The sequence below is a fragment of the Methanolobus vulcani genome, assembly GCF_006546655.1.
Lineage (GTDB): Archaea > Halobacteriota > Methanosarcinia > Methanosarcinales > Methanosarcinaceae > Methanolobus > Methanolobus vulcani_A.
This window is the reverse complement of record NZ_VIAQ01000012.1, coordinates 23,498-39,861: the sequence shown is the minus strand read 5'-3', so window position 1 is coordinate 39,861 and position 16,364 is coordinate 23,498. Positions and strand designations below refer to the sequence as shown.

General features: G+C 39.9%; 12 protein-coding genes. 10 read left to right on the top strand and 2 right to left on the bottom strand.

The genetic code is table 11. From position 1 onward, the window contains the following. Window positions 1-191 precede the first annotated feature (191 nt). Complete coding sequence (locus FKV42_RS05105; protein ID WP_154809167.1) at window positions 192-4,346, top strand: S-layer protein domain-containing protein; 4,155 nt, start codon at window positions 192-194, stop codon at window positions 4,344-4,346. A 50-nt stretch (window positions 4,347-4,396) separates the two neighbouring features. Here FKV42_RS05105 and FKV42_RS05100 read toward each other — a convergent pair whose 3' ends face one another. Continuing rightward, window positions 4,397-5,296: a bile acid:sodium symporter family protein gene (locus FKV42_RS05100; RefSeq protein WP_154809166.1), complete on the bottom strand. Its 900-nt coding sequence runs from the start codon at window positions 5,294-5,296 to the stop codon at window positions 4,397-4,399. 92 nt (window positions 5,297-5,388) lie between these two features. Here FKV42_RS05100 and FKV42_RS05095 point away from each other — a divergent pair, with 92 nt between their 5' ends. Together FKV42_RS05095 and FKV42_RS05090 are read left to right on the top strand one after the other, a co-directional pair. Further along, on the top strand, window positions 5,389-6,045 hold the full coding sequence (locus tag FKV42_RS05095; RefSeq protein WP_154809165.1) for a S4 domain-containing protein: 657 nt from the start codon (window positions 5,389-5,391) through the stop codon (window positions 6,043-6,045). Between the two features lie 45 nt (window positions 6,046-6,090). Next, on the top strand, window positions 6,091-6,687 hold the full coding sequence (locus tag FKV42_RS05090) for a DUF2119 domain-containing protein (protein WP_154809164.1): 597 nt from the start codon (window positions 6,091-6,093) through the stop codon (window positions 6,685-6,687). A gap of 917 nt (window positions 6,688-7,604) precedes the next feature. On the opposite strand, the gene thsA is transcribed toward FKV42_RS05090, so the two are convergent. After that, entirely contained in the window at window positions 7,605-9,233 is a 1,629-nt protein-coding gene (gene thsA / locus FKV42_RS05085) for a thermosome subunit alpha (RefSeq protein ID WP_154809163.1), read from the bottom strand. A 172-nt stretch (window positions 9,234-9,405) separates the two neighbouring features. Here thsA and dph5 point away from each other — a divergent pair, with 172 nt between their 5' ends. From dph5 to FKV42_RS05050, 7 genes are all read left to right on the top strand, one after another. After that, on the top strand, window positions 9,406-10,209 hold the full coding sequence (gene dph5, locus FKV42_RS05080; protein ID WP_154809162.1) for a diphthine synthase: 804 nt from the start codon (window positions 9,406-9,408) through the stop codon (window positions 10,207-10,209). Window positions 10,210-10,271: 62 nt separating this feature from the next. Then, window positions 10,272-12,038 carry an ATP-binding protein gene (locus FKV42_RS05075; protein WP_154809161.1) on the top strand — a complete coding sequence of 589 codons (1,767 nt, stop codon included), beginning with the start codon at window positions 10,272-10,274 and terminating at the stop codon, window positions 12,036-12,038. A 34-nt stretch (window positions 12,039-12,072) separates the two neighbouring features. Then, a complete protein-coding gene (locus FKV42_RS05070) occupies window positions 12,073-12,354 on the top strand; it encodes a DUF357 domain-containing protein (RefSeq protein WP_154809160.1) in 282 nt (93 codons plus the stop codon). A 42-nt stretch (window positions 12,355-12,396) separates the two neighbouring features. Next, a complete protein-coding gene (locus FKV42_RS05065; protein WP_154809159.1) occupies window positions 12,397-12,738 on the top strand; it encodes a DUF555 domain-containing protein in 342 nt (113 codons plus the stop codon). Window positions 12,739-12,747: 9 nt separating this feature from the next. Then, window positions 12,748-13,647 (top strand): carbohydrate kinase family protein, encoded by a 900-nt coding sequence (locus FKV42_RS05060; RefSeq protein ID WP_154809158.1) that lies wholly within the window; start codon window positions 12,748-12,750, stop codon window positions 13,645-13,647. A 127-nt stretch (window positions 13,648-13,774) separates the two neighbouring features. After that, complete coding sequence (locus tag FKV42_RS05055; RefSeq protein ID WP_154809157.1) at window positions 13,775-14,587, top strand: hypothetical protein; 813 nt, start codon at window positions 13,775-13,777, stop codon at window positions 14,585-14,587. An 88-nt stretch (window positions 14,588-14,675) separates the two neighbouring features. After that, entirely contained in the window at window positions 14,676-16,364 is a 1,689-nt protein-coding gene (locus tag FKV42_RS05050) for a type II/IV secretion system ATPase subunit (RefSeq protein ID WP_394348050.1), read from the top strand.

Genomic DNA, 16,364 nt, shown 5'->3' with positions numbered 1-16,364 from the left:
TCATCACCATTGTGGGGGAAGCATCGGTTTGCATTGTATAAACTTGTTTTGTCATCAATTCATTGTCATTCTATCAGCTTGTATGTGAGTATATTTTTGAGTGCTTCATGGATGACTTTTTAAATTACATGAATTCTATTTCGATGTCCTTTTATATTTTGTAAAACAATTTTCAGGAGGTGGTACAGTTAATGCTCTTTAATAAAAACGTTTCAATCATCACAATTATTTTATTGTCATTTTTTATTCTAATACAAAATCCAGTTGATGCGGCAGTTCTAACTGTAAGTCCAGAAGGTGCAGATTATTCTTCAATACAGGATGCTATTAATGATGCAAATAACGGGGATACAATCCTCGTTTATCCGGGTACTTATCATGAGAACGTAGATGTGGGAAAGCAACTGAACATCATATCAACAGGTGGAGCCGAGCTTACGCATGTTATTGCTACATCTGCAGATAATCATGTTTTTAATGTCACTGCCGATGGAGTGATGATAGATGGCTTTTATGTAAGTGGATTTACGGGATATTCCAAAGCAGGTATCTATTTAGATTCCTCCAACAGCACGCTGACAAATATTAATGCAGTAAACAATACCTGGGGAATTTACCTGGATTCTTGCAGAAACAACACACTGGCATATAACAATGTAGCAAACAATAGTTATGATGGCATAATTCTATACTATTCCAGCAACAATACTCTCACAAACAACATAGCAACAAGCAATAAGTTAGGGATGCGTCTGTACTATTCTACTAATAACGCATTAACAGACAACACGGCAACAAACAGTAGTTCTGGTGGCATAATTCTTTTTTATTCCAACAACAACATTCTAGTGAAAAACACGGTAAAAGACAATTCCGATGGTATCGCCTTGACTTGTTCCAGCGATAACTCACTTGTGAACAACACAGCAGTAGACAGTTCTAATGACGGCATACGCTTGGTTTCTACCTGCAACAACAACATTCTGAAAGAAAATATTATTTCAAGCAATGCAAACCGTGGAATATGGGTGTATTATTCCTTTTACAATGAGCTGGTAAGCAACTTAGTATCAAACAACGGTGAGTATGGTATCTATGTGTATTCTTCCCTCGACAACATAATCTATAACAATCTCTTTAAAAACACCGCAAACTACAGGATTTATGAACCCTTATCCTATTGTCCCACCATCAATGAATGGAATGTTAATAAAACCGCAGGCACTAATATCGTAGGTGGCCCCTATCTTGGAGGCAACTACTGGGCAAGGCCTGATGGTAAGGGATTCAGTCAGAGATGCACTGATGCGGACGGTGATGGTATCTGTGATACAAGGTATTCTTTATATGGGTCCATGTATAATATCGATTATCTTCCACTTGCATCATGGAGTATTGGAGATGTGATGCCTGTAGCTTCATTCAGTGCAAATGTTACTTCAGGTTACAATCCTTTGTCTGTAGCTCTCACTGACATCTCTATCAATGCTGATGCATATGAATGGGATTTTGGGGATGGATCCATTTCAACTGACAAGAACCCAATTCATGTTTTTACCAATGTGGGTACCTACAGTGTTTCCTTAACAGCATTTAATGGAAGTAAATTCGATATTGCTATTCAGACCATAACAGTTAATGAACCAGTATCAAATATTCCTGTTGCTTCATTCACTACAGATGTTGTAGAAGGCACTGTTCCTCTCACTGTTGAATTTACTGATACTTCAGCAAATAGTCCTACAGCATGGTGCTGGGATTTTGACAATGACGGTATCATTGATTCAACTGATCAAAACCCGGTATATACATTTACTTCAATCGGTTCCTATGATGTAACTCTTAAAGTGACAAATAGTGATGGAGAAGATAATTCTGATGTCACAACCATCACAGTTTATCCACAGACCTATTACACTGGTTACAGAATTTGGGATGAAAACACTGGACAATCTACAACCTACACTTGGGATGCAAGAAGTTTTTCTGGCTTTTTCTATGATCTTGACTCTGGACTCAGTTCCGAAATCATGACTATTCATAATATAAATCGTTCTCTTGGAGAGGGGGATATTGTTTACCAGACTAGACCAATAGAAACTGATTTTGAACATAGTGACTGGGTCTCATATCAATTAATTTCTTTCATGGCGGAAACGTACTTTGCAGGATACACTGATGAAACTGAAATTGATGATGTTGAAGAAGTAAGTATGCTGTCATCAGGTCAGTTATCGAGGATTCTAATCGATGACAGTGAAACAATATCAGTAAATGTGTCTTCTTACCTTAAACTTGAAGATGGCTACTCACTTAATATCATTGAGATTGATACAAACGGTACAAGTGCATATGTCACTCTTTCAAAAGACAATATCAACCTTGACAGTGCCGTAGTTTCCGAAGGTGATGATTATGTCTATAAACTTGACCTCGGTGATGCAGAAGACGTTGTGACAGTAGCTGTTCATTTCAATGAAATATTTATTGATAATGAATCAAAAGGTGTGATTATCGAAGGTGTCTTCCAAATAGAAGATGTATACTTGGATATTGAGTCTAGGGATGTATTTGGAAATATGGAGATAACTGCTATAAACTCTGACTTGATTGAAATGGAAAACGATGCTAATATTCTCTTAAGTAAAGGAAGTACAGCAAACTTGATGGAGGATATAAATATCCTGGTTGCTGACAACAATGATCTTAGACTTGCTCCATTTGTAAGTGTAGCTGAAAATGAGAAATACGAACTGCGTGGTACAATTGCAGAAGGTTCCGAGCTTCTTACATGGACACCTCTAAATTTTGAAGGTTTCTACTATGATATTGACGAAGGCATACAGACAGAAACCCTTGAACTAAAAGCTATATCCAACAGAACCATCGATGATGGTGACCTCATTTATACAACTATTCCTGCATCTGTTGAGTTCGAGCATTCTGAATGGGGATATTTCCAGATCATGAGCTTTATGGCAGAGAAGTATTTTGCAGGTTATGCAGATGACACATACATTGATGGTCTTGATGAAGTAAGTTTGTTGTCAACAGGTCATCTTTCAAAGCTACTCATAAATGATGATGATGATAGTTTTTTGATTTATTCTGATTCATCTTTAATTTTTGAAGAAAACTATGTGCTTGATATTACTGAAATTAACACAAGTACCAATGAAATACTTTTAACTCTTACCAAGGATGGAGAGGAAATTGATAGTAGCATAGTTTCTTCTTCTAGTGATTATGTGTACTCACATGATATTGGAAATAATACAAATGTGCCACTCATAGCAGTTCATTTCAAAGACATCATTGTTGCCGGGGAAAAGAAAGGTGTCTTCATTGAAGGTTTGTTCCAAATATCAGACAATTTCGTAACATTTACAGATGGTGACAGTTTTGAAAATATGGAAATTACTAGTTACGATTATAATTCTATTGTTTTCAAAAATGAATATTCAATTTTATTATCAAAGGGCGCTGTAATTAACATAACTGACAATATAAAGTTTAGAGTAGCTGATAGTAGTGACCTCAGATATTATCCTTTTGTAATGGAGGGAACTTCTTCTATAGATGATGAAGTTATCATTCCAGAAGATGATGGCGAATCTGATACAGAATCATCTACAACGACTAGTACATCCTCAGGTGGAAGTGGTGGTGGAGGCGGAGGAAGTGGTACAACCGGCGAAGAAATCGAAAACATCGCATACAAGGACGTTCTCTCTGAATTCGTATCAAAAGGTGATGTAACATCTTATAAATTTGATAATGAGTTAAATGCCATCGAATACATCAACTTTGAAGCTTCCAGGAACTGGGGTAAGATATTCTCTACAATTGAGATGCTTAACGGAAGGTCTGCACTTGTGGATGAGGATGCACCGGATATAGTTTACTGCAATGTCAATCTATGGGTTGGAAAATCTGGATTCTCAAGCTCAGATAATATTGCCAATCCGGTTATTGGATTCAAAGTTGAGAAAGAGTGGATCGAAGATAATGAGATTGATGTGGATACTATAAAGTTGTGTAGATATTCAAATGGTGAATGGAATTATCTTGATAATCAGAAGACAGGTGAAGATGATAAGTATCTGCACTTTGAGGCAAGTACTCCTGGATTCTCACCATTTGCTATTGTTGGTAATTCAGTGGAGAAAACTGTAGAAGAAGTAGAACTAAAAGCTACTAAATCTACAATAGACGATACTTTTGATGAAAATGAAGTGCCGGCAGAACAGATTAGTAAACCCAAAAACTGGATAGCAATTGGATCATTGTCAATTTTGTTGATAGGTGGAATTGTAGGATATTCAATTTTCAGGAAACGAACTTAACTGTTCGTTTCTTTACCCTAAAAAAATACCTATTTTTTCAAAAATAATATTCACTTACTAAACCTATACGCCAAAAACGACCCTGAAATATTATGCCATATACTAAACAACGCACCAGGAAGAGCAGCCAGTGCAGAGAAATATTTCACAGCAAGCGCAACGCTCAGCCCGGAATTCTGCATTCCAACCTCAATTGCAATTGTTCTTGCATCTTTTTCATCAAAACCAAGTTTCTTTGAAAGCAGGTATCCGCTGGCAAGCCCGAATCCATTATGAAGTACAACTGCAACTATCACCAGTTTTCCGGCAACGAGAATGCTTTCTTTGTTCAGGGCGATTATTATCGCAATGATAAAAACGATTGTAGCAACTGATAATGCAGGGAATGCATGCCTGAAACGTTCGATATGTTTGTCAAAGAATGTGTTCAGGATAATTCCAAGTGCCACAGGCACAAGAACAATTTTCACTATACTCAGCATCATGCTTCCAACTTCTACAGGCACAGCCTGTCCGATGTAAAGCCAGGTAAGTGCAGGTGTCAGGACGAATGCAAGCAGTGTGGAAACCGATGTGAGTGTGATGGACAGTGCCACATCTCCCTTTGCAAGATAGCATATCACATTTGATGCAGTTCCTCCAGGGCATGCTCCAAGAAGTACCATTCCGGCCATAATCTCAAGAGGGAGATTCAGTAAGTATGAAATAATGAATGCGATAAGTGGCATCAGGATGTACTGCAATGCAGTTCCAAGAACAATGACTTTTGGTCTTTTGAGCACCAGCAGGAAATCATTTGCAGAAAGGGTAATTCCCATGCCAAACATCACAACTCCCAGAAGTGGAGTTATGGCACTTTTATATGGTGAGAATATGGAAGGGTAAATGAAGGCCACAACCGAAAGCATAATCGCCCATACAGGGAAGAGGGAGGTGAATTTCTTAATCATTATACAGTTCCTGAGAAGTGCATCTCTTGTGAAATTTTTCCGTTCAATGCGGAACTACAATATAAATAGTACGTTTCCTTATTAATTGAACCATGAGACTGGACGCATACCTTGTTGAAACAGGACTCTTTAAATCGCGGGGACGGGCCAAGACAGCCATACTCAACGGAAGTGTCAGGGTTGATGGCACAGTTGTCAAAAAGCCCTCAAAAGACATCAGTGCAGATTCAGAGATTGATGTTGACGAGGGACTGGATATGCCCAGAGGTTACTTCAAGCTAAAAAGAATTCAGGATGAAACAGGTGTGATCTCTCTTGGTGACCGTGTACTTGACCTTGGTTCCAGTGCAGGAGGATTTCTGATGATGGCATCTGAGATCGCCTCGTCTGTGAAGGGTGTGGAATTCAGCAGGGATTTTGATACTGAACTTGGCAAAGTTGTCAGTGAAAAGGAGAATGTATCTGTGATGTTTGGTGATGTGTTCCAGATTCCTCTTGATGAGATGTCACCGGAGCCGGTGGATGTGATTCTCAGTGACATGACGCTTGAACCGATGGACTCGCTGGCAGCCCTTGAAAGAGTATTACCGCTGTTAAGGGACAATGGGAAATTGCTTCAGGTCATCAAAATGGGAAAAGAGAAGAACAGTAAACCCATACTTGCTAAAGTTGAGTCTCTTGGCGTGAGGGTACTTGATGTCCTGGATTCGGAAAGGCAGGAGATTTACATAATCGCACAGAAAACGTGAAATCTGTCGAAGAATGAACCCGAGAGTAAAAATGAGTTGAGGTTAATGGCATACAGGATACTTGGAGAAGGAGAACCTGTCAGGCTTTTTGTGGCAGGCCTGCACGGTGATGAATGGAAAGATACCTCAGATATTCTTGAAAATATAGAAGCTCCACAAAAAGGTACTCTTGCAGTTATACCGCTTGTTAATAATGGTAATTACATCTCAACACTGGATGAAAGGTATTTTTCAGAAATTGGAATTCCGATCATTGAAGCTGTGGAAGAACTCAGGCCCGATGTCTACATTGAGATTCATTCATACTCCGCTGAAAATCTAGAATCTCTAACAGGTTCTACAAGACTGGAACGCATCGGTGTTCCGGCTTTCAGCAGACTTGACCACGATGTACTTATGGGTTCTGTGGCTCCGTATATACGCAGGAAATATTTTCCACAGGATGCACTCTGCCTTACTTTTGAGATTCAGAAAGAGAACCATGATTCAAAGGAATATGCCAGAAAGCTAATTAACAGGATGAAAGAGTTCACTTCAAGGGATGAGTTCCTTTACTACATGCTTGACATGTATCCAAAGCAGGCAAGAAAAGCAATTGAAGATTATAAGATATTTTATGGTCTTTCAGATGATGATATCTAATCTCCTGTAAAGGGATAAATGCAGAAAGCCCATAATCCAATCTCATTTTGATGCATTGGATAAAGATCAATTTAATACTGAACTTTTCTGTGCCAGACCATTGTTCATGAAATGAATGAATAAAGTATTATTACAGTTGCAAAAGCGGTTAGTATTGCAGCAAATTTACTGAGGTCTATGTAATTGTTGTAATATTGTTCTGTCATGATTTATCATGACTCTTCTTGGATCAATCTATTTATACGTTTTGCAATTCATCATGATTAATCATTACTATTCATATCTTATAATATCTTCTCATATCTTTTGCAATGTCGCCCGCTTTGCATTTGTCTGTTTTTATCTGTTATCTAAGAAAATTCGGCATAAAAAAGTACAAATTTAAAAGAAAATAAACAAAAAATTATGTTATTTTCATCATCTTTTACTTCATGCGCTGAAAATATCAGGTATATGATTTTTCAAAAACGAATGATTAAAAGAAGAATATCTTATTATATAAAAACGTAAAGGGGTTTAAAGAAATGTTTTCATGGCAGATTCACTTACAAATCATGCCATGAAGGAATAGTATCCTACCATTGTAGCGGTAAGAGCCATCAGCATAGTTGCAAACTTTCGGAGGTTAATGTTGTTGTTGTAGTATTGTTCTGTCATGATTTATCATGATACACCATTCTTACATGGTATTTATAGGTTTCGTTATTTATCACGATTAATCATTTCATTCATATGTTCTCATATCCTCTCATATGACTTACATCGATTTAATAGCTGGTTAATGTTCTTTCTTTTCTGAAACAGGATTGCCAATATAAGAAACAGGAAATTCCGGATTAATCCAAAATAGGGTATAAAACTCAAAAAAGATAAGAAATGAAAACAGAAAAAAATGAATGTAAGAGGTAATAACCTCTTTACAACATACCTGTTGCATCGTAATTGTGTACGTTGTGCTCAGGTTTGACATCCATCATAGCCTGTTCCTTTGCACGGAGCATATCATCAACACGAAGTACAATAATTGCTGCTTCTGATGCAGACTTGATTGCCTGTGTCTTGACTCTGAGAGGATCGACAATGCCTTTGCCCAGCATGTCAATAACATCTCCGGTTTCCACATCAAGACCTGCATTCTTCACTGTTCCGTGTTTTGCACGGAGGTTGATTATAGTGTCAATTGTGTCAAAACCACAGTTTTCAGCAATTGCCTTTGGAAGCTCTTCAACTGCATCAGCGAATGCACTGATTGCAAGCTGTTCACGACCTTCGATGGTTGCTGCATATTTCCTGAGTGCCTGTGCGACCTCTATCTCAGAAGCACCGCCACCAGGTACGATGGTACCATCCTCGTATACTGACTTGACCACGTGGAGTGCATCATCGAACACACGCTCGATGTTGTCAGTAACATGCTCTGTACCACCTTTTATGAGAATTGTCATGGTTCTTGCATCTTTGAATCCCTTGATGTAGGTCTTCTCCTCATGCTCGTCTTCCTGCTCGACAAGTTCTGCGTATCCAAGGTCATCAGCTGTAATTTCATTGACATTCCTTACAAGAGCTGCACCGGTTGAGTATGAAAGTACTTCCATGTCCTCATCCTTGACACGTCTTGTTGCATACATGTTAGCTTCCTTGAAGAAGTGGAGTGCATAATCTTCTATCTTCTTTGAACAGAATACAACGTTTGCTCCGGTGTCAATGATCTTCTGGATAGTTGCCCTGAAGTTTGCTTTCTCCTGTTCCTTGAAATCGAACAACTGTTCAGCACTGTCAACATGGAGTTTGGATGTTGTGTTTGTCTTTGCGAACACAAGTTCAGTATCAATAAGAGCGATCTTTGCATTTTCAATGCGGCGTGGCATTTCATTGTGAAGTGCTTCTTTCCTGATGGAAATACCGTTGATAAGCTCAGTATCATCGAGGGTTCCACCAACTTCCTTTGCCATTACAATGTCCTTGTCAACATCGACCTTTCCTTCATTCTCAATAGCATAGATTGCATCAACACAGATATTTGCAAGGTGACCCCTTGCCATTTCAGATGCTTTTCCTGTGATGGATGTATTTGCGATCTTCTCAAGCATTTCCCTGTCTGTTTTCTCAATTGTTATCGCGTAGTCCTTGAGTGTCTCAAGAGCTTTCTCAGTTGCCATTGTGTAACCTTTTACAAGGACTGTTGGGTGAACACCGGTATCAATGAGTTTCTGCGCTTTATCGAGCAGTGCGCCAGCCATTACAACAGCACTGGTGGTACCGTCGCCTGCCATCTTTTCCTGTGTCTTTGCAACCTCGACGATCATTCTTGCGGTTGGGTGCTCGATTTCCATTTCCTCAAGAATTGTTGCACCGTCGTTTGTCAGGGTTATATCACCCATGATGTTTACCATCATCTTGTCCATACCTTTTGGACCAAGGGTTGTTTTCACAATGCTTGCAACTGCTTTTGCAGAAGCGATATTCATTGATAATGCGTCTTTACCTGTTGTGCGCTCTTTACTTGGATCAACGATGATTATTGGTTGATTACCATATCCTGCCATGACTTCGGACCTCCAATAGTATAAATAAATTATAGTAGTATAATTTGTCAGTATAATATACGAGTGAAACTAACTGTATGTGGTTCTATAAAAACATTGCGAGTCTCTACTCCCATCCCATATCACTCTCTGTTCTCAAAGCATTTATCCCATAAGGACATATCTGCGAACTATGCTCACTTTCATAGGACTTGGCCTTTTTGACGAGAAAGATATCTCCCTGAAAGGACTTGAAGCTATAAAAAATGCTGATATGGTATTTGCTGAATTCTACACATCAAGACTGATGGGTAGCTCATTGGAAGAAATGGAATCACTCTATGGGAAGAAGGTCAACCTGCTTTACAGGGAAGATGTGGAAATATCTCCTGACTGGCTTGCCGAAGCTAAAGATAAGAACGTGGCTTTTCTCACTGGAGGAGACACCATGGTTTCCACAACTCATGTTGACCTGAGACTGCGTGCAAAGAACCTTGGTATCGAGACTAAACTTATACACGGTTCATCCATTGCCTCGGCGATTTGTGGTCTGTCATGCCTCCAGAATTATCGTTTTGGAAAAGCATCAACCATTCCTCATCCATATACCAGCAGCCGTGGTATTACAGTCATATCTGAAACTCCTTATGATACTATTAAACTTAACAAAGAGCACAATATGCATACCCTTGTTTTCCTTGATATCGATAAGGACAAAGGATATATGACAATAAACCAGGCACTTTCATTGCTTCTTCAGGTAGAGGAAAAACGAGGTGAAGGTGTGATGGAGAATGCCATTGCTGTGGGCATTGCCAGAGCAGGTTCAGAAGCTCCAGTTGTTAAGGCAGGATACGCTCATGATCTAAAGGAAGATGATTTCGGAGAACCTCTTCACATACTGGTTATTCCTGCGTCCCTTCATTTTATAGAAGCAGAAGCCCTTGTGGAATTACTGGGCGCACCTGCTGAGATACTTGAAGGACTTGATGACTGAGGGAAGATATAATAACACATAATAAACATAATACCGAAGACCATGAATTTGAGGGATGAAAAATGGTAAGAGGTTCAGTAGGCGTTATTTTTGGAGAAACAGGAACCTTTGAGTTTAAAGTAATGGTTTTTGACAGTTCCAAAGTATACAGGGGCGCATACGTCAAAGTATGGCATGATGCGTCATCGGACGAGAAAGATCACACATGGGTACTTGGTCAGGTAATGGCCATCAAAAGGTACAGTGATTCATTTTCTATCGAAGAAGCGATGAAGGGACAACGCGCTGATAAAAGCGATGACAAGATAGTTGCCGAAGTAACAATTATCGGTTCAAGGGACGAGACCGGAATGCTTCGTGCACCTGTGATTCCTTTCAGTCCGGGAAGCCCTATTTTTGCGGCAGACGAGGGACTTACAAGATCAGTGCTTGGACTTACAGGCAACGAAATGAATATCGGTATGCTTGAAGGTACCAATATCAAAGTACAGTTAAGTGTCAACAGTCTTGTGCAGAAACACTGCAGTATACTTGCAAAGACCGGAAGCGGTAAGTCATATACAGCATCAGTGCTGCTGGAAGAATTGCTTGATCAGAATATTCCACTTCTGATTCTTGATCCTCATAGCGAGTATTCATCTTTGAAAGTAGAAGGTGAAGGCGGTGAAGAGGATTTCAAGCGGTTTGGTGTCAAACCAAAAGGTTACGGGAACAGTATTAAAGTATATACTCCTGCAAGCAAGGTAATAAACCCTGATGCAGATGATCTTTTCAGGCTCAATGGAATGAACCTTACAGTAAAGGATCTGACATCGATATTCCCTGATAATTTCTCAACCACACACACTGGTATATTGTACGAAGCAATACAGAAAGTGCGTGCAGAGATGGAAACATACACCATTGAGGATATTATTTTTGAAGTAGGCAACGACAAGAGCAAGGCAAAGTGGAATGTTATCAATGTCCTTGAACAGATAAGGGACACAAATATCCTTTCGCCAAATCCTACTTCTATCACTGAATTATTCCAGAAGGGTAAAGCTTCTGTTATCGACTTCAAGGGAGTTGCTCCGGAACTGCAGAGCATGATAGTTGCAAGCCTTTGTTCAAGTCTATTCGAGGCTCGCAAATTAAACCAGATTCCACCTGGAATGCTTGTTGTAGAAGAAGCGCATAACTATGCACCTGAAAAGGGTTTCAGCAAGACCTCAAGTACGGATATTCTCAGAACGATCGCGTCTGAGGGACGTAAGTTCGGTCTTGGTATGATGGTAATATCACAGAGACCTGCCAGGGTTGACAAGAATGTGCTCTCTCAATGTGGAACCCAGGTTATAATGAAAGTCACAAACCCTAACGACCTTAAGGCTATAAGCAAGGGTCTGGAGGGTGTTACATCCTATGTGGAAGAAGAACTGATGCGTCTGCCCCCGGGTGTTGCCATGCTTGTGAGCAATGAGATCGAAAGACCTGTGCTTGTAGATATAAGAATAAGAAAGTCCAAGCACGGTGGAGAATCTGTCAATGTACTCAAGGCTGCAAGGACTGCAACTCCACCGCCACCACCAGAGTTTGCAACAAGTCAAAGCCATGAACCGGCAGTTCCAACTCCGGTACGCAGGGCTGTGCCTGTTGCAAGCACAGTGCAAGCACATGAGCACGATGTTCTGGATATTCCCGTAGTTGATTCTCCGGGGCAGGACACAAACTTCACTCCTCCTCCAAAGAGACAGCCTTCAAGGCCACCACGTATTGAAAGCAAAAATGCGGAGGAGTCTGAGGGTGGAGGAAAGTTGTTCAAGAAGCTTTTCCGGGCGAACAGATAATTAACTATGAGTACTGTTGAACAGGGTGATAGATATGGCTGCTGACCTGAATGAAAAAGTTAAGAGATATGAGCGACTATTAAGGGAAGCTCTTGAAAAGGCTAAAGTGGCCCCTATCCCTCAATCTCATATGTATACAGTGGCCGGAGATTATCGCAATATGGCAAGTTCATATTATAATGATGGTCTTCACTTTATTGAAATTGATGACCCTGTCAATGCTCTGGTCTGTTTCAGTTACGGACATGCATGGCTTGACGCAGGAGCAAGACTTGGCCTGTTTGACGTCGATGATGACGTGTTGTTTACAATATGAGTTAAATTGAAGAAGAAATGAAGTATAAATCGGAGAGATCTAATGTCAAATTATCATGTTACACTTGAAGCTGCCTGGTTGGTTAGAGACGTAAAATCAGCAGATGATGCAATAGGAGTTGCAATTTCTGAAGCAGGAAAGCGCTTGAATCCAAAGCTAGACTATGTAGAGGTAGATATCGGAACAACTTTCTGTTCTGCATGTGAAGAGCCATTAAGCAGTGTTTTCATTGTTGCCAACACCGCAATTGTCGGTCTTGTACTTGAAATGAAAGTATTTGATGCAGAAAGCGCGGAGCACGCAGCCAGAATTTCAAAATCAGTTATCGGCCGTGCATTAAGGGATGTTCCTCTAGCCGTTGTCGATGTTCAGGAATTCGAGTAAGGTGTTCACATGGACCGGGCAATCACTGTTGTAGGACATGCAGCTATTGATCTTCTTTTTGATGTTGAGAACATTGCAGTCCACAATGAATCCCATCCTATTATAGATTACAACCAGTATTATGGGGGCGGAGCTGCCAATATTGCAGTCGCAATCGCAATACTTGGTGGAAATGCCCAGCTTATATCCGCAGTTGGAGGAGATTTTGCTTCATCAGGATATGAGGCTGAATTTGAAAAGTTCGGTGTTGACCTGTCACTTCTTTACAGGTTCCCAGAACACAAGAGCACAAGAGCCTTTGTGTTCACTGACCAGAACCATCATCAGAGTACATATTTCCACTGGGGAGCATCCATAGAACTTAAAGAACTTGAACCACCAGAAGTTGATTTCGTACACCTTGCAACATCAGATTCAACATATAATGCAAGGATTGCTAAAAAGGCAAATTTCGTATCATTTGACCCCGGACAGGACCTTGTGACTTATTCAAGGGGAAACCTTGAAAGCATCCTTGAAAACACCAATATTCTCTTTACAAATAAGCATGAGATTCAGCGTGTCTGTGACATGACCGAAAAATCAATGGATGATATTCTCAGCATGATCGAGACCGTGATTGTAACTTATGATGCAAGCGGCAGTAAAATTTACAATAAGGGAACTGAAGTAATGATTCCTGTGGTTACAGTGAAAGCTCTTGACCCAACCGGTGCAGGTGACGCTTACAGAGCCGGATTCCTTCTTGCATACACACGTGGCTACCCGCTGGAAGTTTGTGGTAAGATCGGTTCCACAGTTGCTTCTTTCGCTGTTCAGAGTATCGGATGCCAAACTGATCTTCCAACATGGGATATCATGAAGGCACGTTACGAAGAGAATTTCGGTAAACTTGAACTTCCGGCTTAAGCGCAGGTTAGTTCTTTTTATTTTCTTTTTTGATGCAACATATATGATTAAAGCTAAAGCAAAACATAATTATTTTATTTTGATAAAATTTAAATAAATTAAAAACAGTATTTCACTTTACATTAATGTGGAGTGGAGTAAAATAACATCAAAAAAGATTCCTTTTTCCTTAATTGCAATTGTATTGGTCATACTTGCAGTTGCGGGACTTTTATACATTAATCTCTCAAATGAAGATGAAATCATCTCAGATATAGACTATACTATAGATGAAGAAGATGTGCAATCACACTGGGATGAGTATAAAGCTGTAACAGTGAATGTTGATAAGCTAAGGCAATCACTCGATAGTGGTAATTTTAGTCTCCGGCTGCTGGATGAGGATGTACATATTATAATCTTTAAATCAAACAAAGCAGATGGTTACTACCGTGGATATGCCAATGGCGTAGCAGCCAACCAAGCTGAATTCTATTGTGGAGAGGACACATGCCATTGTTATATTGATCTTGGAACCTATTCCTATCATATAGTAAATACAGGAGAACTAGTCGGGAATGAAAATATGTACGTTCTTTACATGACCGATTATGAGAAAGAGGAACAAAGGCATGAACAGTATCCTATCGATCCATTGACTTTTGAGATAAGCAATGAGGATAGCCTGGATCATAATATCTCCATTGAGATATTCGATCCATCAAATTCATTGATATTCAGTGAGAATTACTCAATATCTCCGGGTGAGATTATAGCATCTCCTGAAATAAGTGAAATCCCTGGAAAACATCGGTATGTTGTGGTATTAGATGGTGATTACAGCTTTGAACAATCTGCAACTGTGGCGCGTTCTACAGGGCTTGGTTCGTCTGAGAAGTTATATTTCAATATTGTTAATGATTCAGAGTATCCTGTGTTAGTGGGAATTGAAATAGCTTGAATATTTTCTCTAATAACTCATTTCCATATATTTATACAAATAAAAATCAAAGACTTTTTATATACTATTGATTATATATTACGTGATGATGGAACCCCGGGATCTAATTATTGAAGAAAAAATTCCAGTTGAAAACGAAGATGTCGATAAAAAAGACAAAGACCCTTCCAGATTATCCACTTTAATTACTGATCTCAGGTCAGGGATAGATTCAATAATACATCCACGTACAAAGATTCCGGACTATGATCCCGAAATACATGGCCCATTGGTGGAATTTGAAGTTCCTGATGGCTATCAGGAAGTTGAACGTTACTGGGTAAACGAGCCTTATTCATTCATTATCATACTGGAAAAAGGCAACATATTTCATTATCATGTTGTAGAGCCAATGCTCACGTTATATGAAAAAGATCTTCTTGAAAGGGTATATGACGACCTTCAGGATATTCTAAGTCTTGGTGGTGTCAGTACTGAGAGAAATAAGGAGACAGTGCTCAAGGAGCATGCTCTCACTCTTTTTAACAGGTATCATGCAAGTCTGGAAATAGCTTCAACCTACAAGATATTCTATTATCTGAAACGTAATTTCCTTGGTCACGACCGTTTAAACTCACTAATGCTGGATTCCGGTATAGAGGATATTTCATGTGACGGGATAGATGTCCCGGTTTTTATGTATCATCGCAAGTATCGTAATATTAAGACAAACATTTCATTCAATGAAGAGGAACTCAACTCTCTTGTAATAAAGCTCTGTCAGAAAAGTGGTAAGCATATCTCAGTTGGTGAACCTATGGTAGATGCAACCCTTCCTGATGGTTCACGTCTTCAGGCAACCCTTGGAAAAGAGATCACAACAAGAGGTAGTTCTTTTACCATCAGGAAATTCCGTGGAGATCCTATCACGCCTATCGATCTTGTAAATTATAATACATGTAACATTGAAATAATGGCCTATTTCTGGCTTGCAATGGAAAATGGTGATTGCGCCATATTTGCAGGCGGTACCGCATCAGGAAAAACATCCCTGCTCAACGCAGTTTCACTGTTTATCCCTCCATTGTCAAAGATCGTATCTATTGAAGATACGAGAGAACTTACACTCCATCATGATAACTGGATAGCAGGTGTTACACGTAAACCATTGAATGTGAATAGTTCAGGTGAGATATCCATGTATGACCTGCTACGTTCAGCCCTCAGGCAGAGGCCGGAATACATACTTGTGGGAGAGATCAGGGGCGAGGAAGCCCTCACATTGTTCCAGGCAATATCCACAGGTCATGCTACATATTCCACGATGCATGCGGGTGACGTGCAGACAGTTGTCAACAGGCTTGACAGTCCGCCGCTCAATGTTCCTCATGTAATGCTCCAGTCACTCGATATCCTGAGTATCCAGATACAGACATTCGTGAACAACAAAAGGGTTCGCAGAACTCAGAGTCTTGTTGAATTTACAGGCATAGATGCAAAAACCGGCTATATACGCATAAACGAACTCTACCGTTGGGACCCTATTAGTGATAGTTACATTAAGACAGGTGATTCGTACACCTTGAACAAGGTAATGGTTGCCAGAGGCTGGGACCGGAAGAAACTGGCAGTTGAACTGGAAAATAGAGTCAGAATTCTTACGTATCTTCGCGAGAAGAACCTGAGGGATTATATTAGTATATCCCTGGTAGTGCAGGCTTACGATGCAAATCCGCAAGGCGTTATTGAAGCCATAGAGACAGACACCCTGCAGACAATGATAGAACAGAACATGTAG